Source organism: Streptomyces sp. NPDC034103, assembly GCF_055575395.1.
Window position 1 is genome coordinate 18,646 of sequence record NZ_JBVISS010000012.1, and the last position, 26,110, is coordinate 44,755.

Consider the following 26,110-nt stretch of genomic DNA (forward strand, 5'->3'; position numbering starts at 1 on the left):
AGCCGATGACCTCCACGTTCCTCCCGGACAAGCGGAGCGGCCCCGACGTCGGCCTCCCGCCCCCGGCCGCCGGTGCGGCCAAGGGGCGGGCCCGGCGACGGGCGCTCCACTGGCTCACCGCCGTCGGCTTCCAGGTGCCCGCCCTGGTGCTGTTCATCGGGCTCGTGCTGCTGCCGATGCTGTTCGCGCTCTACGCCGCGTTCTTCCGCTGGGGCGGCTTCGGCATGCCCTCCGACTACATCGGCACGGAGAACTTCACCCAGCTCCTCGACAACCCGGTCTTCATGGGCGACCTGTGGCGCTGTCTGGTCCTGGTCGTCCTCTCGCTCGCCGTCCAACTGCCGTTCGCGCTCGCCATGGCCGTGCTGCTGAACCAACGGCTGCGCGGGCGGGCGGTCTACCGGATGCTGTTCTTCGCGCCGTACGTGCTGTCCGAGGCCATCACCGGTGTGCTGTTCGGCATGATCTTCGCCCCGGACGACGGACTCGCCGACCACTTCCTCGGCGGCATCGGCCTGGACGGGCTGGGCGGGGAGTGGTTCGCCGACCCCTCCAACGTCATGGCGACCCTGTTCCTGGTCATGACGTGGAAGTACTTCGGCTTCCACATGATGCTCTACCTGGCCGCACTCCAGTCCGTGCCCAGGGAGTTGACCGAGGCGGCGCTGATCGACGGGGCCAACTCCTGGCAGCGGTTCCGCAGTGTCACCCTGCCGCTGCTCGCACCCACCCTGCGCATCAGCGTCTTTTTGTCCGTCATCGGGGCGATCCAGCTCTTCGACCTGGTCTGGGTGACCACCCAGGGCGGCCCCGACCATCACTCCGAGACCATGGCCGTGACCATGTTCCAGTACGGCTTCAAGCGCTACCAGGTCGGTTACGCCAGCGCGATCAGTGTGGTCATGTTCGGTATCTGCCTCGTCTTCGCCCTGGCCTACCAGCGGTTCGTGCTTCGACGGGACCTCGAAGGGGCCACCACGACGATGAGGGGAGGCGGCAAGTGAGCCGCAAGACCACCCGGACGCTGCCGTTCCACGTGATCCTCGTCGCCGTCGGCGCGTTGATGGTCACCCCGCTGCTGTACGCGATCGTCTCCGGCTTCAAGTCCACCGACGAGCTCTCCCGCAACCCCTTCGGGCTGCCCGAGAAGTGGCGGACCGGCAACTACACCGACATCCTCGGGGCGAGCGAGTTCTGGCGGCTGCTCGGCAGCAGCACACTGATCGCGGTGGCGACGACCGTGATCGTGGTCGCGGTCTCGGCGCTCGCCGCGTTCTCCTTCGCCCGGTTCGCCTTCCGGGGGCGCGAGGCACTGTTCACGCTGTTCACGATGGGGCTGATGTTCCCCTTCGCGGTGGCCGCGCTGCCCCTGTTCCTGCTGCTGCGCTCGCTGGGCCTGCTGGACAACCCGCTGGGCGTGATCCTCCCGCAGGCCGCGTTCGGACTGCCGATGACGATCATCATCCTGCGCGCCTTCTTCCGGGAGATCCCCGGGGAACTGGAGGAGGCGGCCACCCTCGACGGGTGCAGCTCGCTGGGGTTCCTGTGGCGGGTGCTGCTGCCGATGGCGCGGCCCGCCCTCGGCACGGTCTCCGTGCTCGCCGTCGTCACCAGCTGGAACAACTTCATGCTGCCGCTGCTGGTGTTCACCGAGAACACCTGGTGGACGCTGCCCATCGGCGTCCAGCAGTTCCAGGGCCAGTACTCCGCGGAGTACGCCCGTGTCTTCGCCTACCTCGTCCTGGCGATGGTCCCCGCCCTCGCCTTCTACTCGGTCGCCGAGCGCCAGCTCGTCGGCGGCCTCACCGCCGGCGCCACGAAGGGCTGACGGCGTCACCCGTACGGCTCGCCCACCCCCGCACGTGAGGAGTCGCACCGTGCGCAAGAACCGTCTCAGACTCGTCGGCGCTCTCGCCGCCTTCCTGGTGGCCGCAGGCGTCGCCACCGGTCCGGGTGCCCAGGCTCATGAAAGCGCCCAGGCCCACGAAAGTGCCGCGGCCCACGGCAAGAAGCCCACCCTCGCCGACCTCGCCCAGCGCCACGGCCGCTACTTCGGCAGCGCCACCGACAACCCCGAACTCGTCGACGAGCCCTACAAGGCCATCCTCGGCAGCGAGTTCGACCAGATCACGCCGGGCAACGGCATGAAGTGGTACGCCACCGAACCCGAGCAGGGCGTCTTCGACTTCTCCCAGGGCGACGAGATCGTGAACCTCGCCCGGGCCAACCACCAGAAGGTGCGCGGCCACACCCTCGTCTGGCACAGCCAACTGCCCGACTGGTTGACGAGCAGGCAGTGGACGGCGCCCGAGCTGCGGGCGGTCCTGAAGAAGCACATCCAGACCGAGGTACGGCACTACCGGGGCAAGGTCTTCGCCTGGGACGTCGTCAACGAGGCCTTCAACGAGGACGGGACATACCGCGAGACGGTCTTCTACAACACCCTCGGCCCCGGCTACATCGCCGACGCCCTGCGCTGGGCGAGGCAGGCCGACCCCAAGGTCAAGCTCTACCTCAACGACTACAACATCGAGGCGGTCGGCCCGAAGAGCGACGCCTACTACACCCTCGCCAAGGAGCTGAAGGCGCAGGGCGTCCCGCTGGACGGCATCGGCCTCCAGGCGCATCTGGCACTGCAGTACGGCTATCCGACCACCCTGGAGGACAACCTCCGCCGCTTCGCCCGGCTCGGGCTCGACACCTCCCTCACCGAGGTCGACATCCGGATGATCCTGCCCGCGACCGAGGAGAAGCTGGCCCAGCAGGCCCAGTGGTACGCCGATCTGACCGACGCCTGCCTCGCGGTGCGCAGGTGCGTCGGCATCACGATCTGGGACTACACCGACAAGTACAGCTGGATACCGGCGTTCTTCGAGGGCCAGGGCGCGGCGCTGCCGTGGGACGAACAACTCCAGCCGAAGCCGGCCTACTTCGCGATCAGGGAGGCACTCAAGAAGAAGTAGCGGCGGTTCGCTGAGGCGCCCGGCGGCTGGGCAAGGAGGGGAGTCCGCCGGGGGACGGCCCGACCCGGCGGTGTGGCCCACCGCCGGGCCGGTGCCGTGTCAGTGCGCGGGGGGCGCGGTGCTCGCCCTGACCACGAGCTCGGTGCCCAGTTCCACCCGGGGCGAGTCAGGCTGTTCGTCGCGGGCCAGCTTCAGCACGGTGCGGACGGCCAGCTTGCCCATGTCGGCGAGGGGCTGGCGGACCGTGGTCAGGGGCGGCGCGGACCAGCGCACTTCCGGGAGGTCGTCGAAACCGACCAGGCTCATGTCCTCCGGCACTCGGAGCCCGCGTTTGCGCAGCGCCTCGATCGCGCCGAGCGCCATCTGGTCGCTGGCAGCGAAGACGGCGGTCGGCGGTTCGGGCAGGTCGAGGAGGGTGTTGCAGCCCTCGAAGCCGGACTCGGGGTGGAAGTCGCCGGGTACGACCAGGCGGTCGTCGACCGTGAGGCCGGCACCCTCCAGGGCCGCGCGGTAGCCGTCGAAGCGGGCCCGGGAGCACAGCAGCCGGGGCGGTCCCGCGATCAGGCCGATCCTGCGGTGGCCCAGCGCCAGCAGGTGCTCGGTGGCCGCCATGCCGCCCGACCAGTTGGCGGCGCCGATGGTGGGGGCGTCCAGCGTGGGGGAGCCCGCCGGGTCGACGACGACCAGGGGGACGCCGAGGATGCGCAACTCGTCGTGCAGCACCGGCTCCAGGACCGACGTGACCAGGATGACGCCGTCCGAGGCGCGGGCCCGGAGGTTGCGCATCCATTCCCGGGCGTCGCCGGAGCGGCCGTGTATCGCCGAGACCACGGTGCCGACGCCGGCCGCGTGTGCCACCTCCTCGACCCCGCGGATGATCTCCACCGCCCAGGGGCTGTCGAGGTCGTTGAAGACGAGGTCGAGCAGGGCGGCCTTGTTGCCGGAGGAGAGCGCCCGCTTGCGGTATCCGTGCCGTCGGAGCAGTTCCTCGACGCGGGCCCGGGTCCTGGGGGAGACGTCGGAGCGGCCGTTGACGACCCGGGAGACGGTCGGTACGGAGACGCCTGCCTGCCGGGCGATCTCGGTGATGGTGACCCGGCCCCCGGCTCCCGCACCCCCCTCGGTGTCGACCTCGTGTGCTGCCAACTCCCCACCTCCGTCGACGGATCGAAACTTCCAGGAGTCTTCCGGAAAACGGGCGCCGATGGGAAGGGCGTACCGGAACGGAGTGGGACGGGTGCGCCCGGACCGACGGGCGGCTCGCACCGGGACCGAGGGGGAGTGCGTGCCCGGTGATGACGGCGTGCCGCACGGTGCGCTACGCGCAGTGATCGTCACCGGACACGTGTCGGGGCCGGTGCGCAGCGTGGCTGCGACCGGCCCCTCGATCGGCCGGGCGGTCGGTCGGCCGTCCGGCGTCGCCTCAGGCGGCGGTCATCACCTGTTCGGTGCCCAGTGGGCGGTGCGGGTCGATGATCTTGCCGTCGGGCAGAAGCTCACCGGTGTCCTCGAAGAGCAGAACGCCGTTGCACAGCAGGCTCCATCCCTGCTCCGGGTGGTGCGCCACGAGTCGGGCGCCCTCCCGGTCGGCGGACTCTGCGGTCGGACACGGTGGCTGGTGCTGGCACATGGGTGGGATCTTTCGCTTTGTCGTGGTTTTCATGGCCGCCCCCGTTGTGATAAGTCGGTCGGAACTAGTGTTGCCCCACGGGCGCCAATCCGCAGGCATTTCGCGGCACCGCTACTCACAGGTTCATGACGCGTCACCCGGCCGGACGGTTCATCCCAACTGTGCTGTCTGTTCGGGTGGTTCGGGATGGCCGGATGGCACTAGTCCGGACGGGGCGCGGGCAGAAAAGAGGCTCGTACGAGCCCTGTCGCGCTCGTACGAGCCTGCTTTTTCGGTCCTGGTGTGCGGTTGGGTCTCCGGAGGTCAGGCGAGCTGCTCCAGCAGGGGGGCCGGGGTCGCGCGATGGGTCAGGACGGGGAGCAGTTCGGCGGCGCGGTGCGGCCGGTGGGCGGCGATGCCGGGTGGTGCGGGCGCGAGGGGGATCAGCAGGTCGGTGGCGGCGGGGTGGCCGGTCGCGGCGTCGGCGGCGCGGTCGCCGTGCAGCCAGAGGGTGAGCATGTAGAGGGCGGGGACCGACAACAGGCGAGGCTGGTAGGGCTGTTGCACGGTCTCGGCCTGGCGCAGGGCGCGCTCGGTCGAGGCGATGTAGGGGCCCTCGAAGAAGTGCGAGAAGGCCCAGCCGTCCGGGGTCAGCCGGGTCTCGGCGGCGGCCACGGCACGGTCCTGGCAGCGGATCAGGAAGCGCCAGCCGGTCAACCGGGTGGCGGAGGCCCCCGCGGCGGTGATGTCGTCCAGGACGTGGACCGGCAGGGGGAGTTCGGGCGTCAGGGGTCCCTGGGCGGTGCGCAGGGAGGGAGTTCGGGCCTCGCGGACGGCGGTGGGCGAACCGAGTGCGGTGAGGACGGAGCGAAGTGCGGGCGCGGGAGCCGGGGGAACATGCAGCGGCATGGTGGGTCGCCTCTCATTCGACAGGCACAGGGGCGCGAGGGCGTGGGCGGACGGCGCTGTCAGCTCGCGGGGTCAGACAGGCGGGGGCCGGGTCCCGGTGCGTGGGGTGTGCGTGAGAGCTGCCGTACGTCACCTCGACGGCAGTTCGAACAGACCGTGGGCGCCAACCTTCTGCCTCGCTCGCGGAGTTTATACGAAACGTGTTCAGACGGTGTTTCGTCTAGACGTATCCGGTGTGAAGGGCAAGGGCCCATTCGGTCGGCGATACGCGGAAATCATCCCGATTCTCGACGACGGCACCCGCGCCGACCTGGCTGAATACCGGGCAAGTGGTCGGCTAATTGTCGTCGGCGTTTTTCACGAGGCGTGTGGGGAACTCGAAACTGCACAGTGCCGCATGCCCGGTGAATGTGCCGCAGGTCACGTGCGACAGCGTAGCGGGCGCCGGGCCGGCACGGGGACGTTATCGATCGTCTCCACGGGGCATCATCCCACGTGACCCGACATCGGCGGCCGGATCCTCGGCCCGCCGCCCAGCCCAGGAAAGGATGCTTCGATGGGGGAGAAGGTCGCGGCAGGCCGGTTCGACCTGTCCGATCGGCAGCTGTACCGCGACAAGCTCCGCACGTGCCTGACGGGACTGGAGCGATTGCTGGCGGAGAAGCGGTTCGATCGCCCGAAGAACCTCATGGGGCTGGAGATCGAACTGAATCTCGCCGGCGCCGACGGCATGCCGAGAATGCTGAATGCGGAGGTCCTGGAAAGGATCGCCAGCCGAGATTTCCAAACAGAACTCGCCATGTTCAACCTGGAAGTCAACATAGCCCCACACGCCTTGGGGGGCCGGGTATTCGACCGGCTCGCCGAGGAAATCCGCACGTCCCTGGCATATGCCCATCGGAAAGCGGGGGAGGTCGACGCCGGAATCGTGATGATCGGCATTCTGCCGACGCTCGACCGGGACGACGTGGTCTCCTCCAACCTCTCCGACGTCGACCGCTACGCGCTGCTCAACGAACAGATCGTCGCGGCCCGGGGTGAGGACTTCGTGCTGGACATCGACGGGGTCGAGCACCTCGTCTGCACCTCGAAGTCCATAGCGCCGGAAGCCGCCTGCACCTCCGTGCAACTGCATCTCCAGGTCACCCCGGGCCGCTTCGCGGACGTGTGGAACGCCGCGCAGGCCGTCACCGCCGCGCAGATCGCCGTAGGGGCCAACTCGCCGTTCCTGTTCGGGCGGGAGCTGTGGAGCGAGTCGCGGCCGCCGCTGTTCACGCAGTCCACCGACACCCGCCCGCCCGAACTCCAGGCGCAGGGCGTCCGGCCGCGGACCTGGTTCGGGGAGCGGTGGATCTCCTCGGCGTACGACCTCTTCGAGGAGAACCTGCGCTACTACCCGGCCCTGCTGCCGATCTGCGACGACGAGGACCCGCTGGAGGTCCTCGACGCGGGCGGGATCCCCCGGCTCGCCGAGATGGTCCTGCACAACGGCACCGTCTACCGCTGGAACCGCCCGGTCTACGACATCGCCGACGGCGTCCCGCACCTGCGCGTGGAGAACCGCGTCCTGCCCGCCGGCCCCACCGTCACCGACGTCATCGCCAACGCGGCCTTCTACTACGGCGTGGTCCGCGCCCTCGCCGAGGAGTCGCGGCCGGTGTGGACCCGGATGCCCTTCGAGGCGGCCGCCGCCAACTTCGACGCGGCGTGCGAGCACGGCATCGAGGCCCGCTTCGACTGGCCGCGGCGCGGGCGGCACGGCGGCATGGCACAGGTCGACGCCGTCACCCTCGTCCGCGACGAGCTGCTGCCGCTCGCCGCGGCCGGCCTGGACGCCTGGGGGGTGGACCCCGCGGACCGCGACTTCTACCTGGGCGTGATCGACGAGCGGTGCCGGCGGCGGGCCAACGGGGCGACCTGGCAGGCGGCGACGTACCACCGGGCGCTGGAGGCGGGCCTCGGCCGGGATGCCGCGCTGGCCGCGACGACCCGGCGCTACGCCGAGCTGATGCACCTCGGAGAGCCGGTGCACACCTGGCCGGTAGGGCTCCCGGAGCCGGCGCCGCTGGGGTGAGCCGTGCGGCGGCGAGGGCGCGACGGCCGGCTCAGCCGAGCCCGCTGCCCTTGGCCCCCGCCGCCACGATCGCCTCCAGGATCACCTTGTGGATCTGCGCCGGATCCGTGACCTCCTGGCCGGTGCCGCCGGTGGCCCGCGCGATCTGCTGGGCCTCCTCGCGGTCGGCGTCGGGGCCGACCGCGATCATGATGAGGGGGACCGGCCGGTCGGGGTCGACGAGCTGCTGGAGTCGGTTGACGAGGACGCCGCGGGAGATGCTGCCGGGGTCCTGGTTGACGCCGTCGGTCAGCACGACCAGGGCGTTGAACTTGCCCTCGGCGTAGGAGGACGTGGCCTCCTTGTAGGCGGCGAGGGTGGTGTCGTACAGGCCGGTCGCGCCGCCCGGCACCGGTGCCAGGTCGCTGAAGGCCGCCGACAGCCGGTCGCGCTGGGTCGCGCCGTCCTTGCTGTCGCCGAGGCGGCCGGTCGGCACGAGGACGCGGTAGTCCCTGTCGCCGTCCAGCTTCGTGGAGAACTGCCACAAACCGATCTCGTCCTCGGGCGTGAAGGTGGCGAGCGCCTGGAGCAGGGAGGCCTTGGTCACGTCCATGCGGGACCGGTCCGTGCCCGGGACCTGTTCGGACATGGAGGACGAGGCGTCCACCACCGTGGTGATCCGTGCGCTCTGCACCGTGATCGTCCAGGTGCCCAGCGCCTCCTGGAGCGCCACCTCCGAGGCGGGCTTGAGGGCGTACTGCCCGTACGGCTGCGGCTTGCTGCCGCCGGCCCGCGTCACCAGTGACCGCGGCACCTCGTCGGCGGAGGTCCGGAAGCCGTACTTCTCCATGAGCCGACGCTGCTCGGGCTTGTGCAGATAGTTCATGAACCGCAGCGCCGCCCGGCTCTCGTCGGTGGTCAGCTCCGTCTGGTCGACCAGCAGATAGGGATAGTCGAGCCGGGGTGAGCCGTCCTTGGGGTAGAAGAGGTCGAGGCCCTCGCCGTCCGTGCCGGAGTTGTACGCGAACGCCGCCTGCTCGCTGAGGATGAGCGCCTGGTTGCGCTTGGGGTCGCCCCGCTCGGTGCCCGAGGAGTCGCGCGGCAGGGTGTCCAGGACCTGGGTGTCGCTGTCGGAGGTGCGCTGGGAGAGGGCCTTCATCATGGCCGCGGCCTGGGTGTCGCCGCCCTTGACCTCGGCGGCGCCGGAACTGAGCTGGGTGAGCGCCAGCAGCCCGGTCGCACTGCGCGCGGGGTCGGCCGCGCCCAGCTTGACGGAGTCGGCCCGCATCGTGGCGCCGACCAGCTCGATCCAGCTGTACGACTTCCGCGGCCAGCCCAGTGACTTCGCGGCCTGCGGGACCATCGCCACCCCGACCGGGCTGGAGGCGAGGCTGCCGGCCGGGGTGACCTCGGTGGCCTTGGTGTCCGCCGCGATCCGCTTGACCCACACCTCGGAGTCCGGCACCCACACCTGGACATCGGTCTCGCGGCCCGCCAGCAGGGTGTCGGTGAGCTTGGCGGAGTCGCGGGCGGTCACCTCGACGTCCACGCACCGGCCGTCCGAGGTGAGGCTGCTGTCTCGGGCCCGCTTCGCCGCGGCGCGCAGGGCGGGGGCCATGTCGGGGGAGGCGGCGAGCCTCAGGTCCACCGCGTCGTCCTGGCAGGAGGAACCGAAGGTGAACAGTCCGCTCTGCACCGCGGCCGCCGTGCCGCCCGCGGCGGCCAGGACGAGCACCGTCACCAGGGCCACCGTACGGCTGCGGGCGCGCGGACGGGGGTCGCTGCCGCCCGCCCCGTACTGATCGGGCAAGCTGTGACGTCCCATGACGGTGGTGCCCCTCCCTGTCGTACCTGCTGCCGGTCACACGGCCGTAGGGCAGGCAAAGGGGAGGTCAGCCCCGTACGGTGTCCGTCCCCCAACGGCCTGTCGCGCACGATCTTCGCAACTTCTTTCGAGACCCTAGCGGGGCGGCGATGGGGATGGGACGGGATTACTGAATTGGAGTCAGGTGTGCAGGGAGAGGCGGGCCTCATGGCCGATTCTTTTCCGGAGAAGGGCCTTTCGCGGCGGATCTTCCGTGCCGAGACCCTGCTCGTTCTGGGGCTTTCGCTCGGTGCGAGCGGAGTGTCCGCCCTGATCAGCTTTGTCGGATCGGTCACCAGACCGGGCGGCCTCAAGGACCAGGCGGCCACCCTCAACGCCTCGGCCGCGCCCGGCCGCCCCTGGCTCGATCTGGCCTGGCAGCTCTTCGGGATCGCCTCGTCCCTCGTGCCCGTGGCCCTCGTCGCGCACTTTCTGCTGCGCGAGGGCGGCAGCCTGCGCACCCTCGGCTTCGACCGCACGCGGCCGTGGCCCGACCTCGGCCGCGGCGCGGCCATCGCCGCGGTGATCGGCAGCACCGGAATCGCCTTCTACCTGGCCGTACGCGGCCTGGGCTTCAATCTCACGGTGGTGCCCGAGGCGCTGCCCGAGGTGTGGTGGAAGTACCCGGTGCTGATCATGTCCGCGATGCAGAACGCGATCCTCGAAGAGGTCATCGTCGTCGGCTATCTGCTGCGCCGACTGGGCCAGCTGGGCTGGACGCCGGCGACCGCGCTGGTGGCCAGTTCCGTACTGCGCGGGTCGTACCACCTCTACCAGGGCATCGGCGGCTTCATCGGCAACATGGTGATGGGCGTGGTGTTCGTCCTCCTCTACCGCCGGTGGGGCCGGGTGGGTCCGCTGGTGGTGGCGCATTCGCTGCTCGACATCGGGGCGTTCGTCGGCTACGCGCTGCTGGCCGGGAAGGTGGGCTGGCTGCCGACGGCGTGAGCGGCCGGCAGCCCGGTGCTCAGACCAGCAGGTCGCCCTCGATCGTGGTGACCGCGCGGCCGGTGAGCAGCGTGCGCTCGCCCACCACCCGGGTGCGGACCCGGCCCGCCCGGGGCGAGGCCTGCAAGCCGGTCAGGTCGGTGCCGCCCAGGCGCTCGGACCAGAACGGCGCCAGCGCGGTGTGGGCGCTGCCGGTGACCGGGTCCTCGTCGATGCCGACGTTCGGGAAGAAGCAGCGCGAGACGAAGTCGTAGCCGAGGCCGGGGTTCTCGGCGCGGGCGGTGGCGATGATGCCGCGCTCCGAGTAGGCGCCCAGGGCCCTGTGGTCCGGGGTCAGGGCGTGCACGGTCTTCTGGTCGGCGAGCTCGACCAGCAGGTCGCCCACGTTCGGGCCGGTGTCGAAGGCGGACAGCGGTGCGGCGCCGAGGGCCGTCCCGACGCCGTCCGGGACCTCGACCGGGGTGAGCGGGGCGGTCGGGAAGTCCAGGGTGATCGAGCCGTCCTCGCCCGGCGTCGCGACCAGGACACCGCTGCGCGTCGCGAACCGCACCGGGCCCTCGTGGGCGCCCGTGGTGTGCAGGACGTGGGCCGTGGCCAGCGTGGCGTGCCCGCACAGCGCGACCTCCGTCCTCGGCGTGAACCAGCGCAGCGCCCAGTCGGCCGCGCCGCCCCCGGGAAGGCGGTGCGCGAAGGCCGTCTCCGCGTGATTGACCTCGAGAGCGATGTTCTGCATCTGGTGGTCGTCCGGGAAGGCGTCCAGGAGCAGCACCCCGGCCGGGTTGCCGGCGAAGGGGCGATCGGTGAAGGCGTCGACGATTCGGATACGCATGACGCCGACGCTAGAGGGCCGGGAAACCGCGGACCAAGGCCAATTCCGGGTCACTGGACCGATTTGGGGACCAGGAGGCCGACGCGAGCGTCGCGGCACCCCGCGAAGCGCGTCCGGACGCGCCCCGGAGACGGTGCGCCCGTCGTCAGCGCGCCCCGCGTCCCGTGTCCTGTGTGTCCCATCGGCGCGGCCCTGGCCCGCCCCGACCGGCTGCCGGTGGCCGCGCTCGGCGACGGTGGCGCGCTGATGGGCGCCGCCGAACTGGAGACCGCGCGCAGGCTCGGGCTGCCGATGGTGGTCGTCGTCCACGACGACGAGGGGGGCTTGTCATGCGAGTGTTCCGATATATCGTTGACGCATCGCGACAGATCAACGATGGATGGAGTGATAGCGATGCGTTCCCATGGATTCGAACGTGGACACGGTGGACCCGGCCCGCGCGGTCGTGGTGGTTTCGACGGACGGCGTGGTGCCTTCGGCCCCTTCGGGCCGGGCGGCGGCCCCGGTGGCTTCGGTGGACCGGGCTTCGGTCCGGGACCCTGGGGGCCCCGAGGGCGCGGTGGACCGAGGGGGAGGGCGCGGCGCGGAGACGTACGCGCGTCGATCCTGGCCCTGCTCAGGGACCGGCCCATGCACGGGTACGAGATGATCCAGGAGATCGCCGAGCGCAGCGGCGGGGCGTGGAAGCCCAGCCCGGGTTCGGTGTACCCCACCCTCCAGCTGCTGGAGGACGAGGGCCTGATCGTCAGTGAGAGCGAGGGCGGCAAGAAGCTGTTCGCGCTCACCGACGCGGGCCGCACCGCGGCCGAGGAAGGCCCCGACGCGCCCTGGGAGGAAGCCTCCCGCGGTGTCGACTTCGAGGCGCTGAACGAGATCCGCCAGGCCGGCTTCGGCCTGATGGAGGCCTTCGGCCAGGTCTGGAAGACCGGCAGCAAGGAGCAGCGCGAGAAGGCCCTCGCCGTCATCACCGACGCCCGTAAGAAGCTGTACCTGATCCTCGCCGACGAGGACTGACGGCCCGTGACCGCCGGCAAGGCGGCCTTGCGGCGACCGTGCGAGGGCGCCCCGTGGAGCGATCCGCGGGGCGCCTTCGTGTACCGGTCGGGCCCTGTTGTGCGGGGCTCTCAGGTCACCAGCCCGGCCAGCTTGCGCAGCGACTCGTTGAGCGCGGCGGTCGCCGAGTCCCTGAGCCGGCCCGCCATCAGCGCCACGGCGGCGCCCACGAACTCGCCGTCGATGCGCACCGTGGTGGCGTCGCCGTCCGGGGTGAGGGTGTAGCGGTTGGCGACAGTCACCGCCATCGGCCCCTTGCCGCGGACGGCCAGCACCCGTGCCGTCTCGAGTTCCTCGATGGTCCACTCGACCTCGGCCGGGAACCCCATGAGCCTCATGTTCTCCTGGAAGGTCCCGCCCACCTCAAGGGCGGAGGGGCCGCCCTGCGGGAAGTCGGTGTGCGTGGCGTTCCACTCCCCGTACGAGGACCAGTCCGTGAGCCGCGCCCACACCTTCTCGGCCGGTGCCTCGATGCGTGCCTCCGCGCTGACTTCGGCCATGCGACCACCCCTTCGACTCGGGCTACGGTGTCGCGGAACGTAGCCGCAGGGCCCGGAACATTCAATGCTGATGAACCGTCAGGAACTGTGGGGGCGGGCGGGGCGGTCGCCGGTGCTCAGCTCACCCGTCGTATCTCCGCCGCGTCGAACAGATCCCAGGCCCGCGGGAGGGCGGACTCGTCGTGGCAGTGCCACGCGTCCCAGAACAGGTCGGCGAGCAGCGCGTCCTCCGGGGCGTACACCCGGTACACGTACTGTCTGCCGTCTATGGCCGGCAGTGCCACCAGCCAACACCTGCTCTCCATGCACGTGTTTGGACGAACGAGGGGGCACGACGGTTGCGCACCGGCGCCGCGCGAGGCGGCGCCCGCCGGTGCGGGGCGCGGCGTGATCTCCTCCTCAGGGAGGAGATTCCGGCTGTCCGGGTCCACTCTCCGTGGGACGCGAACATGGTTCCCGCCGGGGATGACCCGCGCCGCCGCGACTGATGGAGTGGGGAGCGTGCCACCCCACACACCCCGGCAGTCCCTGGACGAGCCGGGCAGCAACCGCTCTGACATCGATGCCAGGCTCGGCGAGAACCTGGCGACGGTGGTCTCCGGAGCGCGTCGGCGAGCGGTCCGGGACGGCGACCGTCAGATCGACACCGCCCACCTCCTGCACTCCCTCCTGGAGCACGACCCCGAGGTGCGCGCCGTCTTCGAGGGCGGTCCGCAGCTCGCCCGGCTGCTCGGCTATCTCGTGCAGCGCAGCATCGGCTACGGGCTGCGCTGGCAGGCCAGCGTCGAGGACTCCGCCGCCGTCCCCGTGGTGACCGGGCCGGACGGCCTCTCGCCGCTGGCCGCGGCCGCCCTGCGGTACGCCGGTGAGCGTGCCGCCCGCCGCGACGGCGACGGCGCCACCGGGACCGACCTGCTGGCGGCCCTGGTCGCCGACCCGCAGTCCCGTGCCGTCGAGGTGCTCGACCGCGCGGGGATCGACGTGGCCGCGGTGTCCGGGGGGAGCGAGGGAGGCGTACTGGAGGCGCGCTGAGCCGCGGGCAGGCCGGCCGGTCCAGCCGCTGAGACAGGTGTCATCGGGGATGACGCTCATGTCATCGCCTGTCATCATGGGCCGGTGCATACGACTGAGAGCAGGGGCGGCCACCACGGCAAGGGCGTCGGGCTCGGGCTCGCGCTCGCGTCCGCGGTCGCCTTCGGAGGATCCGGCGTCGCGGCCAAACCGCTGATCGAGGCGGGGCTCGACCCGCTCCACGTGGTGTGGCTACGGGTGACCGGCGCCGCCCTGGTGATGCTGCCGCTCGCCGTCCGCCACCGCGCCCTGCTGCGCGGTCGTCCCGCGCTGCTCGCCGGGTTCGGGCTGCTCGGCGTGGCCGGTGTCCAGGCGTTCTACTTCGCCTCGATCTCCCGCATACCCGTCGGGGTCGCGCTGCTCGTCGAGTACCTCGCCCCGGCCCTCGTCCTCGGCTGGGTGCGGTTCGTGCAGCGGCGGCCGGTCACGCGGGCCGCCGCGGCCGGTGTGGTCCTCGCGGTCGGCGGCCTCGCCTGCGTCGTCGAGGTCTGGTCGGGGCTGAGCTTCGACGCCGTCGGCCTCCTCCTCGCGCTCGGCGCCGCCTGCTGCCAGGTCGGCTACTTCGTCCTGTCCGACCAGGGCAGCGACTCCGGGGCCGACGCCCCCGCCCCGCTCGGCGTCATCGCGTACGGCCTCCTCGTCGGCGCGGCCGTGCTCACCGTCGTGGCCCGCCCCTGGACGATGGACTGGTCCGTGCTCGGCGGCACCGCCGAGATGAACGGCACCTCGGTCGCCGCCGCCCTGCTGCTGTCCTGGATCGTCCTCGTCGCCACCGTCGTCGCCTATGTGACCGGCGTCGTCTCCGTGCGCCGGCTCTCGCCGCAGGTCGCCGGTGTCGTGGCCTGTCTCGAAGCGGTCATCGCGACCGTCCTGGCCTGGGTGCTGCTCGGCGAGCACCTGTCCGCCCCGCAGATCGTCGGCGGCGCGGTCGTCCTGGCCGGTGCCTTCATCGCGCAGTCCTCGACGCCGGCCAGGGGCACCTCGGAGCCACTGGCGAGCGGCGGCCCGGAAAGGGAGTTGTCCGCCCGGTCGACGGCTGTCTAGGCTGCCGATCATGCACCTGCTCCGCGTCATCGCGCCGCCCGCCGCCTGAGGCGGGCCCTCCGGAACCCACGCCCGGCCGTCGGCCGGGCGTCACGGTGCTGCCCGCAGACGAAGTCCACGGACCCCGCTGAGCCGGGTCCCTCACTTCTGCGTGTCTGCGGAGACGACAAGTGTCGAACGCTGTTTCCGGCCTGCCCATCGGGCGAGGCCTTCTCTGTCTGATCATCGCCGGTGTCGCCTGGGGCACCGCGGGCGCGGTCGCCGCGCTGGCCTACGGCGTCAGCGACCTGGGGCCGGTCGCCCTGTCCTTCTGGCGCTGCGTGTCCGGACTGGTGCTGCTGGCCGCCGTCCGTCTGGTGCGCCCCCGGGCCCGCCCCGCCGTACGCGAGCCGCTCGGCCGCAGGGCGCTGCGGGCCGGAGCGACCGGCCTCGGGCTCGCCGTCTTCCAGACCGGCTACTTCGCTGCCGTGGCGGCCACCGGACTCGCCGTGGCCACGGTCGTCACCCTCGGCGCGGGCCCCGTCCTCGTCGCGCTGGGTGCGCGGCTGACCCTGGGGGAGCGGCTGGGCTCGGCCGGTGCCGTCTCCGTCGGTGGCGCGCTGGCCGGACTCGGGGTGCTGACGCTCGGCGGCACGGGGTCGGCCGTACGGCCGTGGGGTGTGCTGCTCGCCCTGGTGTCGGCGGCCGGGGGTGCCGCGATGACCTTGCTGACCCGCCGCTGGGGTCGTGAGGACGGGGCGGACAGTATCGGCACCTCTGTAGGGGTGTTCGCCGTCACCAGCGCGCTGCTGCTGCCGTTCGCCCTGGCCGAGGGGCTGGTGCCGCACACCCCCGAACCCGGGCTGCTGCTCTGGCTGCTGGCCTACCTCGCGGCGGTGCCCACCGCCCTCGCCTACGCCCTGTTCTTCGCGGGCGCGGCCGCGGTCCGGGCGGCCACCGTGTCCGTGATCATGCTCCTCGAGCCGGTCAGCGCGGCGGGGCTCGCCGTCGTCCTGCTCGGCGAGCACCTCACGGCGCCGACGGTCGTCGGCACCCTGCTGATGCTGGGCTCCGTGACGGGGCTCGCGGTGTCGGAGGCGCGGGGGGCGGGGTGGGGTTCTGGTTGAGGCGAGGGCTTGGGCTCGGGGTGCGGCGGGCTTTGGGTGAGGCGTGGGCTCGGGTCCGCGGGGCTTGAGGGTGACGCGTGGGCTCGGGCGAGGAGGGCTTTCGGGTGACGTGAGGGCCCGAGCCCGGCGGGTCCTCGCGCGGCAGGGCCGCTCAGGGGCGGTGGCGCCGCGGGAGGTGGCCGCGCGACGCCGAGTCGCATTCGTTCAGGCTCGGTGGCGCCGCAGGAGATGGTCGCGCGCCGCCGAGTCGCCCGGCCCGGCCCGCTCCGTCAGTTTCTCCGCGATCCGCTCCCGCACCTCGGCCGTCCGCTTGCCCGCGAACTTGAACTTGGCGCGCACGCCGGTGACGTCGAGCCGCAGCCCGCGCAGCCCCGACAGCATCCGGCCGTAGGGCGCCTCGCCTGCCACGACCTCCGCCGAGCCGCCCTCGGGCTGGAAGTGCCCGACCTGACGGTCGAGCAGCGCGGCCTTCTCCGCCGGGTCGTCCACCACCTGTGCCCGGCACCGGAGTTGGACCGCCGCGTAGAAGCTGGTGGGCACGCCGTGCTCGGGCAGGGTGTCCGGGTCCGCCTGCCACGGACCCGGGACGTACGCGTAGTCGTCGACCACGCTCAGGACGACCTCCGGGTTCGCCACCAGCGCGGTCCACATCGGGTGGGGGCGGGCGAGGTGGGTGAGGACCTCGCCGCGCTCGGCGTCGTGGACGAAGTGCAGCGGCTGGGCGTAAGGCGGCTCGCCGTCCAAGCCGTTGACGACGAGCGTGCCGAAGTCGTGCGTGGCCAGCCACCGTTGCCACTCGGTGTCGTCGAGGGACGCGTCCCAGGGGTGGATCAGCATCACAGGGCCCCGAGATAGTCCGGGAGTTCGGTGTCAGGGGCGAGGAGGGCGTCGGCGACCGGGGGCTCGTAGCCCTTGCGGAGGGGGACCACGCCGGCCCAGTGGGGGAGGTCGAGGTCCTCGGGCTCGTCGTTGACGCCGCCCGTGCGGAGCTTGGCGGAGACCTCGTTCAGGTCGAGCCGGATCACGGCGGTCGCGGCCAGCTCCTTCTTGTTGGCGGGCCGGGAGTCACGCGACCGGCCGGCGACGACGTGGTCGACGAGCGCGTCGAGGGCGAGACGCTTCTCCTCCGGGTCCGTCACGTCGTGCGCGGTGCCGTGCACCACCACCGAGCGGTAGTTGATCGAGTGGTGGAAGGCCGAGCGGGCCAGGATCAGCGCGTCGACATGCGTCACCGTCAGGCACACCGGCAGCCCCGGGTCGGCCTTGCCGGTCATCCGCAGCGGACGCGAGCCGGTCGAGCCGTGCACGTACAGGGTCTCCCCGACCCGGGCGTAGAGCGTGGGCAGCACGACCGGGGCGCCGTCCCGGACGAAGCCGAGGTGGCAGACGTAGGCCTCGTCGAGTATCGCGTGCACGAGCTCCTTGTCGTACGCGGCCCGGTCGGGGGAACGGGTGGGGACGGTGCGGGCGGTCGCCGGGTAGGTCGTCGGCTCGGGCGCCGGCTCGGTTGTCGGCTGCTGGGTCCCCTGCATGGTGTTCTCCTGATGCGGTGGTCGAGTCGATTCGAGTCGAGTCGCGGTGACGGTGGTTGCCGTCTGTATTGCACTAGTGCATAGTTTGCTTTGTGCTAGGAGGATACAAGATCGAAGGGCGGCGCGCAGCAGAGATTGCGGCGAGCGTCGAGCGCGCGGTCGGTGCCGGTGACCTGGAGCCGGGGCAACTACTGCCTCCGATGCGGGAGTTGGCCGTCGAGCTGGGCGTCAATCCCAATACGGTCGCGGCCGCGTACCGAACCCTGCGGGAGCGCGGGGTGATCGAGACCGCGGGGCGCCGCGGCAGCCGGGTGCGGGCCAAGCCGGCCACGACCGGACGCGAGTCCATCCGGGTGGACGTGCCGGCGGGCGTGCGGGACGTGGCGAACGGCAATCCGGACCCGAGGCTGCTGCCGCCCCTGGCGGGGGTCTTCGCGGCGGCCGCCGAGCGCAACGACCGGGAGCCGGTCCTGTACGGGGACGACGCGGTCGAGCCGGAGCTGGCGCGCCTGACGCGGGCCGGGCTGGACGCCGACGGGGTGCCGGACGGGCCCGTGGAGGTCGCGTGCGGCTCGCTCGACGTGATCGAACGCGTCCTCGCGGCCCACCTCAAGCCGGGCGACACCGTCGCTGTGGAGGACCCCGGCTGGGGGAGCCTGCTCGACCTCGTCCCGGCGGTCGGGCTGCGCACGGTGCCTGTCGGGGTCGATGACGAGGGGCCGCTCCCGGACGACGTACGCCGGGTGCTGGCGGCGGGGGCGCGTGCGCTCATCGTCACCGACCGGGCGCAGAACCCGACCGGCGCCGCGGTGAGCGCGGCACGCGCGCGTGCGCTGCGGGCCGTGCTGAAGGGGCACCCGGACGTGCTGCTCATCGAGGACGACCATGGCCACGGCATCGTCGACCTCCCGCTGCACCCCCTGGCCGGCACCACCCGCAACTGGGCCTTCGTCCGCTCAGCGGCCAAGGCCTACGGCCCCGACCTGCGGCTCGCCGTGTTCACCGGGGACGCGGTCACCGTCGACCGGGTGCGCGGGCGGCATCGGCTCGGGCCTGGCTGGGTCAGCCGGATCAGTCAGCGAGCCCTGGCCGCGTTGTGGGCCGACGGCGCGGTCGACCCGAGGGCGGTGGCCGGGGCCTACGGGGCCCGCCGGGACTCGCTGATCGCCGCGCTCGCGGAGCGGGGCATCGCCGCGCACGGCCGCAGTGGCATGAACGTGTGGATCCCGGTACCGGACGAGACCGGTGCCGTGGCCCGGCTGCTGCACGCCGGTTGGGCGGTGGCGCCGGGTGCCCGTTTCCGGATGGGGGCGGCGCCCGGCATCCGGGTCACCGTCTCGACGCTTACGCAGGAGGAGGCGGGGCCGCTGGCGGAGGCGGTCGCCGCGGCGGTGGGGGCGGGGCCGGGGCGGGGGGTTGTCTGAGGCTCCGAGGTCACCGTCCCGCCTGCCGCGCGGCGTCCGGCGCGCACTCCCCCAGAGGGGGCGCCCCCAAGCGGGCGGGGAGGCCGGGGGTCGGCTGAGGTGGGGCCGGGAGGTCGGTGTTCGACTCGGGCCGGGCGGGGTGCTCGCCGTTCGGCCGACGTGGGGCGGAGGGTCGTCGCGTGGCCCGCGTGCCTGTGACCGGGTGTGATCGCGGGCCCCTCGGCCGGGGCTTCGCCTGTGTCAGCGCCGCCCCCGCCAGCACGATCACCGCACCGACCGGAGTCGACCAGGTGAGCGTCTCGCCGAGGAGGGCGACGCCCGCGACCGTCGCGATGACCGGGATGAAGTAGGTGACCAACTGGGCGGTCGTCGGGCCGACTTCGGCGACCAGGCCGTACTGGAGCAGGACCGCGAGGCCGGTGCCCAGGGCGCCCAGGGCCGCGATCGCCAGCAGCGGGGTCGCGGCAAGGTGGGTGGGAATGTCGGTGAACAGCGGGGTGACCAACGCCAGTTGTGCCGTCCCAAGCAGCAACTGCCCACCCGTCAGGGAGAGGTGGGACAGCCCGGACCCGGCAAGCGTGCGGCGGACGTAGATCCAACCGACCGGGTAGCTCAGCGAGGCCAGCAGAGCCAACGCGGTGCCCCGGGCGTCCAGACCGTCGAAGCCCTGCCAGGCGCCGAGGACCGTGAGCACCCCGAGGAAGCCGACGCCGAGACCGGCCACCCTCAGCCGCGTCGGCCGGTCCTCCGACAGCGCGACCAGCGACAGCGCCATGCCCCACAGCGGCGAGGTCGCGTTGCAGATGCCCGCGAGCGTGGACGGGATGGTCAGTTCCGCGTAGGCGAAGAGGGAGAAGGGGAGCGCGTTCAGGAGGAACGCGGCGACCGCCAGGTGCCCCCAGGTGCGTGCCCCGCGCGGCAGCCGCTCCCGTCGGACCGCCATCGCCGACGCGAGGACCGCCGTCCCGAACGCCAGCCGGCCCAGGGCGACCTGGAAGGGTGCGTAGCCCTCGGTGCCCACCTTGATGAGCAGGAAGCTGAAACCCCAGATCAGCGCGAGGGCGGCGAAGCGCAGACGCCAGTCGAGGGCGACGGGTCGGGGCGCTGGGGTGGTGGTCATGCGGTCAACTCCGGCGAGGTCGTGAGATGCCGTCTGGCGACGTCGTGAGGTCCACTCTGGCGGGGGGTGATCTCGTAGCACAAGCGAGATTTTCGATCCGATATCTCGTAGCATCACTTACATGTTGAACCTTGAGCGCCTGCGCACCCTCGACGCCCTCGCCCGGCACGGCTCGGTGAGCGGCGCCGCCGAGGGGCTGCACATCACGACGTCCGCCGTCTCGCAGCAGATGTCCAAGCTGGAGCGTGAGGTCGGCCAGCAGCTCCTCGCCAAGAACGGGCGGGGGGTGCGGCTCACGGACGCCGGCCGGCTGCTCGCCGAGCACGCGGCCCGCATCCTGTCCCAGGTCGCACTCGCCCAGTCCGATCTGGAGGCCCAACGCGGCCAGGTGGTAGGCGAGTTGCGGCTCTCGGCGTTCCCGACCGCCGCGCGCGGACTGTTCCCCGTGGCGCTCGCCGCCCTCAGGTCGGACCACCCCGCGCTGCGGGTCCGCTCGTGCGAGCTGGAACCGGAGCACGCCATCGCGGGCGTGATCCGCGGCGACCTCGACCTCGCGGTGGTGCTCGACTGGTACAACAAGCCGATGCCGCTCCCGGACGGCCTGGTCAAGGCGTCCGTCCTGGACGACCCGGCTGACGTGGCCCTGCCCGCCGGGCACCGGCTCGCCGACCGCGAGGAGGTGGATCTCGCGGAGTTCGCCGAGGACGAGTGGATCACCTGGGGCGAGGGCGAGTTCTGTCACGAGTGGCTGATGTTCACCCTGCGCTCCAAGGGCATCGAGCCCATCGTCGGCCACCGCGCCGCCGAGACCCACACCCAACTAGGGCTCGTCGCCGCCGGGTTGGGTGTCTGTATCGCCCCGCTGCTGGGGCGCCACCCGGTACCCGAAGGGGTCGTGACCGTCCCGCTCAAGCAGCGCGTCCGCCGGCATGTGTACGTGGTCTGGCGCGCGGACGCCGACCGCCGCCCGTCGATCAGGGCAGCGGTCGAGGCGCTGCGGACGGCGGCGAGGACCCTTGGCTGACCTCGCTGCCCGGACCCTCGGCAGGCCTCACCGCCCGGACCTGCGGCGCCTGCGGCTCGGACCTGCGGCTGACCTCACCGCCCGGACCCTCGGCTGACCTCACCGCCCGGACCTGCGGCGCCCGTCGGCGGGACCTGCCAAGCCCGCCGCCCGGACCCGGGGCGCCCCGGCTCCGCCGCGACTCACTGGCACCCGCCCCGACGCAACCCCCTACAGCGCGGCCAGCTTCCGGAAGTCCCACGACACGACCTTCTCCGGCGTCAGCCGCATCCACGCGTGCCGCCCGTCGTGCGGCATCTCGTCGAGCCCGAAGTTCTTGCGTGCGAACAGCGTCTCCGGGACGTCGAGTTCGGCGTAGAGGTCGCCGACCCGCGGCGCCTCGCCCACGAACTCCACGGCCCCGGACAGCTCGACGCCCCGCAGTTCGTCGTACTCCTCGCCGGTGTCGACCACGATCGCGACCCGGGGATCGCGGCGCAGGTCGGTCCAGCGCTTGCTCTTCACCACCGAGTACAGCCACAGCGAGGTGCCGTCCCAGGCGAACCAGAGCGTGCTGACGTGCGGCGCGCCGCCCGCGGACACGGTGGCGACCCGGCAGGTGCGCTGGCTGGTCAGGAACTCGTCCAGCTCGCCCGGCGTCATCATGATCTTCCGGCCCCGGCGCTGCTGAGTGGCGGTCATACGGCCCCCTCTTCCTTCTCCCACGTCGTGCCAGAGGAGAGATCCTCTGACATCACGTCAGAAAAGGATGCGGCGTCTTCCTTCCCCACGCAATGGTGGCTACGCTCGCCCGCCCCACCACCGGCGACCTGGGGGCGACCGTGCCGTCGAACGAACAGCTCCGCGAGCTCCTCGATCCGCGCTCCACCGTGCTCCTGACCGTCGAGTGCCAGCAGGGCGTCGTCGGCACGGACAGCGCGCTGCCCCAACTCGCCGAGGAGGCGCGCCGGTCGGGCGCCCTCGCCCACGTCGCCCGACTCGTGGCAGCCGCTCACGAGAGCGGCGTCCAGGTGATCCACGCGATCGCCGAGCGCCGTCCCGACGGCCGCGGCGCCAACCGCAACGCCCGGCTGTTCCGCGCCGCCGAACGGCTCCCCGTCCAGCAGCTGTCGGGCACCGGCGCGGTCCGGGTCGCGGCGCCCATCGAGGTCCGGGAGGAGGACCTGGTCGTACGGCGACTGCACGGGCTGTCACCGATCCAGGGCACCGACGTCGACCCGCTGCTGCGCAACCTGGGCTGCCGCACGCTCGTCGTCACCGGTGTCTCCGCCAACGTGGCAGTCCCCAACGCCGTGTTCGACGCGGTCAACCGCGGTTACCGCGTCGTGGTGCCCACGGACGCCATCGCGGGGGTGCCCTCCGACTACACCTCCGCGATGATCCGCAACACCCTCGCGCTGGTCGCCACGATGGCGAGCACGGCGGACGTCCTGGACTGTCTCGCCCGGCGACGCGGCCCGGGCGCCCCCGAGTTCACGCCAGCGTGATCGACTCCCCGCTCACGGTGATCTTCTCCTCGGGCAGCGGCTGGGTCGCGGGCCCCTTCTTCACGCTGCCGTCGGTCACCGAGAACTCGCTCTTGTGGCAGGGGCAGGTGATGACCCCGTCGCTGATCCCCGTCACCGCGCACCCCTGGTGGGTGCACTTGGACGAGAAGGCCTTGAACTCGCCCGCGGTGGGCTGGGTGACCACCACGCCCGCGTCCTTGAAGATCTTGCCGCCGCCCTCGGGGATGTCCGAGGTCTTCCCCAGCTCGGTCCCCGAGGAGGCCGAGGAGGACTCGTCGTCCGACCCGCACGCGTTCAGTGAGAGGGCTAGCCCCGCCGCCCCCACCGCCGCCACGACGGTGCGGCGGCTCGGTGTCGAGGTGGGATGAAGCGTCTCGCCGGCCATGGTCACGTCCCCTTCCACGGATGTCTCGTGAACTGCCCAGGGGTACGGACCCGGCGTGCCGGTTGTTCATTCACGCGTCGGTAACCTGGGGCGATGCTCAAGGAAGCCATCGCGACCCGCTACATCACGCCCCTGCGTGAGGGCGGCTCGCTGCCGGGACTCGTCGAGGCCGACGACCTCGGGACGTACGTCATCAAGTTCACCGGCGCCGGTCAGGGCCGCAAGACACTGGTCGCCGAGGTGGTCGTCGGCGAGCTCGCCCGCCGGCTCGGCCTGCGGGTGCCCGGGCTGGTCACGCTCGACCTCGACCCCGTGCTCGGCCTCGGCGAACCCGAGCAGCAGGTGCAGGACCTGCTGCGCGGCAGCGGCGGCACCAACCTCGGCATGGACTTCCTCTCCGGCGCGCTCGGCTTCGACCCCCTCGCCTTCACGGTGAGCGCCGAGGACGCCGGGCGGATCGTCTGGTTCGACGCGCTGGTCAACAACGTCGACCGGTCCTGGCGCAACCCCAACCTGCTGATGTGGCAGGGCGAGTTGTGGCTCATCGACCACGGCGCCACCATGATCTGGCACCACAACTGGCCCGGCGCCGAGGCCTCCGCCGCCCGCCCCTACGACGCCTCGGACCACGCCCTCGCCGGCTTCCGGCCGGATGTCCGGGCGGCCGCCGCGGAGTTGGCCCCCCTCGTCACCGCGGACCTCCTCGCCGAGGTCACCGCCGAGATCCCGGACGTCTGGCTGGCCGACGAACCCGGCTTCGACACCCCGGACGAGCTGCGACACGCCTATGCGCGGCCCCTGCTGGCCCGCGCCACCCTCATCCACGAGCGCATCCAGGGGATCAAGTGAGCGAGCGCCACATCCACATGGCCGGCAGTGTGGTCGAGCGGCACATCATCAAGGGGGGCGAGGGCGGCGGCCGGGACGTCTTCGAGTACGCCCTGCTGCGCCTGGTCCCGCGCATCGAACGCGGCGAGTGCGTCAACGCCGGTGTGCTCGTCTACTGCCGGGCCAAGGCCTACGTCGGCGCCCGCACCCACCTCGACGAGGCCCGGCTGCTGGCGCTGGACCCGACGGCGGACGTGGCCGGGGTGCGGGCCGCACTGAGCGCGGTGGAGCGCGTCTGCGCGGGCGGCGACGCCGCGGGGCAGGCCGGCGCGGACGACGCGGGGCGGCGGTTCCGCTGGCTGGTCGCGCCCCGCTCGACGGTCGTCCAGCCGGGACCCGTGCACACCGGGCTCACCTCCGATCCGGCGGCCGAGACGGAGCGGCTCCTCGACCTCCTGGTCAGGTAATGGATCACACCCCGGCCGCGCGGCGTTGACACCGGGTGCCAGGCCTTCTAGCGTCACGTCTGCCGAAGGTACTAAGCGGTCGCTCACCGATCGGGCCGCACATTCTTCAAGGGCGAGGAGAACGAGCAATGTCCATCACTGAGCAGCGGGTAGCCATCGTCACGGGCGCCGCGCGCGGCATCGGTGCCGCCACCGCCGTACGACTGGCCGCCGAGGGCCGCGCGGTCGCCGTGATCGACCTCGACGAGGCCGCCTGCAAGGACACCGTGGAGAAGATCACCGCGGCCGGCGGCAAGGCGATCGCGGTCGGCGCGGACGTCTCCGACGAGGCCCAGGTCGAGGCGGCCGTCGCTCGTGTCGTCACCGAGCTCGGCGCCCCGACGATCCTCGTCAACAACGCGGGTGTGCTCCGCGACAACCTGCTGTTCAAGATGAGCGTCTCGGACTGGGACACCGTCCTGGGCGTGCACCTGCGCGGCTCCTTCCTGATGACGAAGGCCGTCCAGAAGCACATGGTCGACGCCGGCTTCGGCCGCGTGGTCAACCTGTCCTCCTCCTCGGCGCTCGGCAACCGCGGCCAGGCCAACTACTCCGCCGCCAAGGCCGGCCTCCAGGGCTTCACCAAGACCCTCGCCATCGAGCTCGGCAAGTTCGGCATCACCGCCAACGCCGTCGCTCCCGGCTTCATCGCCACCGACATGACCGCCGCCACCGCCGCCCGCGTCGGCATGGGCTTCGAGGAGTTCAAGGCCGCCGCCGCCACCCAGATCCCCGTGGCCCGCGTCGGCGAGCCCGACGACATCGCCAACGCGATCGCCTTCTTCACGAACGAGGCCGCCGGCTTCGTCTCCGGCCAGGTGCTGTACGTGGCCGGCGGACCGCTCGACTAGGGATCACGGACATGACTGAACTTCCTGAGCTCTCCGGCAAGGTCGCCCTCGTCACGGGCGCCAGCCGCGGCATCGGCTACGGCATCGCCGAGGCACTCGTCGCCCGCGGCGACCGTGTCGTCATCACCGGCCGGGGCGAGGACGCCCTGAAGGAGGCCGTCGAGCAGCTCGGCGCCGACCGTGTCATCGGTGTCCCCGGCAAGGCCCACGACGAGGCCCACCAGGCCGTCGTCGTCGAGCGCGCCATGGAGGCCTTCGGCCGCGTCGACTACCTGGTCAACAACGCCGGTACCAACCCGGTGTTCGGCCCGATCGCCGACCTCGACCTGAACGTCGCCCGCAAGGTGTTCGAGACCAACGTGATCTCGGCGCTCGGCTTCGCCCAGAAGACCTGGCACGCCTGGCAGAAGGACAACGGCGGCGCGATCGTCAACATCGCCTCCGTCGCGGGCGTCGCGCCCTCGCCCTTCATCGCCGCGTACGGCGTCAGCAAGGCCGCCATGATCAACCTGACCGCGCAGCTCGCCCACGAGTTCGCGCCCAAGGTGCGGGTCAACGCGATCGCCCCGGCGGTCGTGAAGACCAAGTTCGCGCAGGCCCTGTACGAGGGCCGGGAGGCCGAGGCCGCCGCGTCCTACCCGCTGGGCCGGCTCGGCGTGCCGTCCGACATCGGCGGCGCCGCCGCGTTCCTCACCTCCGCGCAGTCCGACTGGATCACCGGTCAGACGCTCGTCGTCGACGGCGGCATCTTCCTCAACGCCGGCGTCGGCTGACACCCGCCGCGTGGAAACACGGGCGCCACTGACATCAGTGGCGCCCGTGTCCATGCTCAGAACCCGCACAGGCCGTTGACAACGTCGTCACACGGAGGGGGGCCGGGAACCCGACGGCAGGGCCCGGTTCAGGCCGCGTGAAGCTGCGGTATGGTCTGCCAACCTTTGGTATGGCAGCTCGAGGAGCGTGCGCGTGTTCAACCGGAACAG

The 26,110-nt window shown here is 71.9% G+C and carries 28 protein-coding genes and 1 pseudogene; 17 read left to right on the forward strand and 12 right to left on the reverse strand.

The genetic code is table 11. The annotated features are described in order from the left end of the window. Nucleotides 1–5 precede the first annotated feature (5 nt). The 3 genes from ACZ56U_RS26340 to ACZ56U_RS26350 are packed head-to-tail and all read left to right on the forward strand — an operon-like array spanning nt 6 to nt 2,963. Nucleotides 6–1,004: a carbohydrate ABC transporter permease gene (locus ACZ56U_RS26340; protein ID WP_469086444.1), complete on the forward strand. Its 999-nt coding sequence runs from the start codon at nt 6–8 to the stop codon at nt 1,002–1,004. A 59-nt stretch (nt 1,005–1,063) separates the two neighbouring features. After that, nucleotides 1,064–1,828: a carbohydrate ABC transporter permease gene (locus tag ACZ56U_RS26345; RefSeq protein ID WP_469086736.1), complete on the forward strand. Its 765-nt coding sequence runs from the start codon at nt 1,064–1,066 to the stop codon at nt 1,826–1,828. A gap of 49 nt (nt 1,829–1,877) precedes the next feature. Next, the gene (locus ACZ56U_RS26350) at nt 1,878–2,963 is read left to right on the forward strand and encodes an endo-1,4-beta-xylanase (RefSeq protein WP_469086445.1); all 1,086 of its coding nucleotides are present in this window, start codon (nt 1,878–1,880) and stop codon (nt 2,961–2,963) included. Between the two features lie 99 nt (nt 2,964–3,062). On the opposite strand, the gene ACZ56U_RS26355 is transcribed toward ACZ56U_RS26350, so the two are convergent. The 3 genes from ACZ56U_RS26355 to ACZ56U_RS26365 form a co-directional block, all read right to left on the reverse strand. Then, nucleotides 3,063–4,109: a LacI family DNA-binding transcriptional regulator gene (locus ACZ56U_RS26355; protein WP_469086446.1), complete on the reverse strand. Its 1,047-nt coding sequence runs from the start codon at nt 4,107–4,109 to the stop codon at nt 3,063–3,065. Between the two features lie 277 nt (nt 4,110–4,386). After that, nucleotides 4,387–4,593: a DUF5999 family protein gene (locus ACZ56U_RS26360; protein ID WP_469086447.1), complete on the reverse strand. Its 207-nt coding sequence runs from the start codon at nt 4,591–4,593 to the stop codon at nt 4,387–4,389. A 303-nt stretch (nt 4,594–4,896) separates the two neighbouring features. Next, nucleotides 4,897–5,481: a hypothetical protein gene (locus ACZ56U_RS26365; protein WP_469086448.1), complete on the reverse strand. Its 585-nt coding sequence runs from the start codon at nt 5,479–5,481 to the stop codon at nt 4,897–4,899. Between the two features lie 556 nt (nt 5,482–6,037). Here ACZ56U_RS26365 and ACZ56U_RS26370 point away from each other — a divergent pair. Further along, nucleotides 6,038–7,555 (forward strand): glutamate-cysteine ligase family protein, encoded by a 1,518-nt coding sequence (locus ACZ56U_RS26370; protein ID WP_469086449.1) that lies wholly within the window; start codon nt 6,038–6,040, stop codon nt 7,553–7,555. A gap of 31 nt (nt 7,556–7,586) precedes the next feature. Here ACZ56U_RS26370 and ACZ56U_RS26375 read toward each other — a convergent pair whose 3' ends face one another. Then, nucleotides 7,587–9,359, reverse strand: coding sequence for a substrate-binding and VWA domain-containing protein (locus ACZ56U_RS26375; RefSeq protein ID WP_469086450.1), 1,773 nt, complete (start codon nt 9,357–9,359; stop codon nt 7,587–7,589). 186 nt (nt 9,360–9,545) lie between these two features. Here ACZ56U_RS26375 and ACZ56U_RS26380 point away from each other — a divergent pair, with 186 nt between their 5' ends. Further along, nucleotides 9,546–10,346 (forward strand): CPBP family intramembrane glutamic endopeptidase, encoded by an 801-nt coding sequence (locus tag ACZ56U_RS26380; protein WP_469086451.1) that lies wholly within the window; start codon nt 9,546–9,548, stop codon nt 10,344–10,346. A gap of 19 nt (nt 10,347–10,365) precedes the next feature. Here ACZ56U_RS26380 and ACZ56U_RS26385 read toward each other — a convergent pair whose 3' ends face one another. Continuing rightward, nucleotides 10,366–11,175, reverse strand: coding sequence for a PhzF family phenazine biosynthesis protein (locus tag ACZ56U_RS26385; protein WP_469086452.1), 810 nt, complete (start codon nt 11,173–11,175; stop codon nt 10,366–10,368). Nucleotides 11,176–11,346: 171 nt separating this feature from the next. Between ACZ56U_RS26385 and ACZ56U_RS26390 the strand changes: the two are divergent. Both ACZ56U_RS26390 and ACZ56U_RS26395 read left to right on the forward strand, forming a co-directional pair. After that, a pseudogene (locus tag ACZ56U_RS26390) lies at nt 11,347–11,484 on the forward strand (thiamine pyrophosphate-dependent enzyme); the annotation flags it as partial. 84 nt (nt 11,485–11,568) lie between these two features. Then, nucleotides 11,569–12,189 (forward strand): PadR family transcriptional regulator, encoded by a 621-nt coding sequence (locus ACZ56U_RS26395; protein ID WP_469086737.1) that lies wholly within the window; start codon nt 11,569–11,571, stop codon nt 12,187–12,189. Nucleotides 12,190–12,299: 110 nt separating this feature from the next. On the opposite strand, the gene ACZ56U_RS26400 is transcribed toward ACZ56U_RS26395, so the two are convergent. Next, nucleotides 12,300–12,728 (reverse strand): type II toxin-antitoxin system Rv0910 family toxin, encoded by a 429-nt coding sequence (locus ACZ56U_RS26400; protein WP_469086453.1) that lies wholly within the window; start codon nt 12,726–12,728, stop codon nt 12,300–12,302. 116 nt (nt 12,729–12,844) lie between these two features. Beyond that, nucleotides 12,845–13,033 (reverse strand): hypothetical protein, encoded by a 189-nt coding sequence (locus tag ACZ56U_RS26405; RefSeq protein WP_469086454.1) that lies wholly within the window; start codon nt 13,031–13,033, stop codon nt 12,845–12,847. Nucleotides 13,034–13,229: 196 nt separating this feature from the next. Between ACZ56U_RS26405 and ACZ56U_RS26410 the strand changes: the two genes are divergently transcribed. From ACZ56U_RS26410 to ACZ56U_RS26420, 3 genes are all read left to right on the forward strand, one after another. Next, nucleotides 13,230–13,760, forward strand: coding sequence for a hypothetical protein (locus ACZ56U_RS26410; protein WP_469086455.1), 531 nt, complete (start codon nt 13,230–13,232; stop codon nt 13,758–13,760). Between the two features lie 84 nt (nt 13,761–13,844). Beyond that, nucleotides 13,845–14,843 carry an EamA family transporter gene (locus ACZ56U_RS26415; RefSeq protein ID WP_469086456.1) on the forward strand — a complete coding sequence of 333 codons (999 nt, stop codon included), beginning with the start codon at nt 13,845–13,847 and terminating at the stop codon, nt 14,841–14,843. A 170-nt stretch (nt 14,844–15,013) separates the two neighbouring features. Further along, the gene (locus ACZ56U_RS26420; RefSeq protein ID WP_469086457.1) at nt 15,014–15,949 is read left to right on the forward strand and encodes a DMT family transporter; all 936 of its coding nucleotides are present in this window, start codon (nt 15,014–15,016) and stop codon (nt 15,947–15,949) included. Between the two features lie 204 nt (nt 15,950–16,153). Here the strand turns inward: ACZ56U_RS26420 and ACZ56U_RS26425 are convergent, their stop codons facing one another. Next, complete coding sequence (locus ACZ56U_RS26425) at nt 16,154–16,786, reverse strand: FMN-binding negative transcriptional regulator (protein ID WP_469086458.1); 633 nt, start codon at nt 16,784–16,786, stop codon at nt 16,154–16,156. Then, on the reverse strand, nt 16,786–17,481 hold the full coding sequence (locus tag ACZ56U_RS26430; protein WP_469086459.1) for a pyridoxamine 5'-phosphate oxidase family protein: 696 nt from the start codon (nt 17,479–17,481) through the stop codon (nt 16,786–16,788). The genes ACZ56U_RS26425 and ACZ56U_RS26430 overlap by 1 nt, the downstream gene beginning before the upstream one ends. A 92-nt stretch (nt 17,482–17,573) precedes the next feature. On the opposite strand from ACZ56U_RS26430, the gene ACZ56U_RS26435 reads away from it, so the two are divergent. After that, nucleotides 17,574–18,905, forward strand: a complete 1,332-nt coding sequence (locus tag ACZ56U_RS26435; RefSeq protein ID WP_469086460.1) for an aminotransferase class I/II-fold pyridoxal phosphate-dependent enzyme — start codon at nt 17,574–17,576, stop codon at nt 18,903–18,905. 10 nt (nt 18,906–18,915) lie between these two features. Here ACZ56U_RS26435 and ACZ56U_RS26440 read toward each other — a convergent pair whose 3' ends face one another. Further along, nucleotides 18,916–20,025 carry a DMT family transporter gene (locus ACZ56U_RS26440; protein WP_469086461.1) on the reverse strand — a complete coding sequence of 370 codons (1,110 nt, stop codon included), beginning with the start codon at nt 20,023–20,025 and terminating at the stop codon, nt 18,916–18,918. Nucleotides 20,026–20,146: 121 nt separating this feature from the next. Here ACZ56U_RS26440 and ACZ56U_RS26445 point away from each other — a divergent pair, with 121 nt between their 5' ends. Next, a complete protein-coding gene (locus ACZ56U_RS26445; protein ID WP_469086462.1) occupies nt 20,147–21,049 on the forward strand; it encodes a LysR family transcriptional regulator in 903 nt (300 codons plus the stop codon). A gap of 210 nt (nt 21,050–21,259) precedes the next feature. Here ACZ56U_RS26445 and ACZ56U_RS26450 read toward each other — a convergent pair whose 3' ends face one another. Next, on the reverse strand, nt 21,260–21,730 hold the full coding sequence (locus ACZ56U_RS26450) for a pyridoxamine 5'-phosphate oxidase family protein (RefSeq protein WP_469086463.1): 471 nt from the start codon (nt 21,728–21,730) through the stop codon (nt 21,260–21,262). Nucleotides 21,731–21,870: 140 nt separating this feature from the next. Here ACZ56U_RS26450 and ACZ56U_RS26455 point away from each other — a divergent pair, with 140 nt between their 5' ends. Then, a complete protein-coding gene (locus tag ACZ56U_RS26455; RefSeq protein WP_469086738.1) occupies nt 21,871–22,536 on the forward strand; it encodes a cysteine hydrolase family protein in 666 nt (221 codons plus the stop codon). Here the strand turns inward: ACZ56U_RS26455 and ACZ56U_RS26460 are convergent. After that, entirely contained in the window at nt 22,523–22,942 is a 420-nt protein-coding gene (locus tag ACZ56U_RS26460) for a Rieske (2Fe-2S) protein (RefSeq protein ID WP_469086464.1), read from the reverse strand. The genes ACZ56U_RS26455 and ACZ56U_RS26460 overlap by 14 nt on opposite strands. Before the next feature lie 93 nt (nt 22,943–23,035). On the opposite strand from ACZ56U_RS26460, the gene ACZ56U_RS26465 reads away from it, so the two are divergent. The 4 genes from ACZ56U_RS26465 to ACZ56U_RS26480 all read left to right on the forward strand — a co-directional run bounded on the left by ACZ56U_RS26465 (nt 23,036) and on the right by ACZ56U_RS26480 (nt 25,900). Then, nucleotides 23,036–23,791 carry a HipA family kinase gene (locus tag ACZ56U_RS26465; protein ID WP_469086465.1) on the forward strand — a complete coding sequence of 252 codons (756 nt, stop codon included), beginning with the start codon at nt 23,036–23,038 and terminating at the stop codon, nt 23,789–23,791. Next, entirely contained in the window at nt 23,788–24,237 is a 450-nt protein-coding gene (locus tag ACZ56U_RS26470; protein WP_469086466.1) for a DUF3037 domain-containing protein, read from the forward strand. Before ACZ56U_RS26465 ends, ACZ56U_RS26470 begins: the two co-directional genes overlap by 4 nt. Before the next feature lie 128 nt (nt 24,238–24,365). After that, nucleotides 24,366–25,127, forward strand: a complete 762-nt coding sequence (gene fabG / locus ACZ56U_RS26475) for a 3-oxoacyl-ACP reductase FabG (RefSeq protein WP_469086467.1) — start codon at nt 24,366–24,368, stop codon at nt 25,125–25,127. An 11-nt stretch (nt 25,128–25,138) separates the two neighbouring features. Continuing rightward, a complete protein-coding gene (locus tag ACZ56U_RS26480) occupies nt 25,139–25,900 on the forward strand; it encodes an SDR family oxidoreductase (protein ID WP_391237062.1) in 762 nt (253 codons plus the stop codon). Nucleotides 25,901–26,110: the final 210 nt, after the last annotated feature.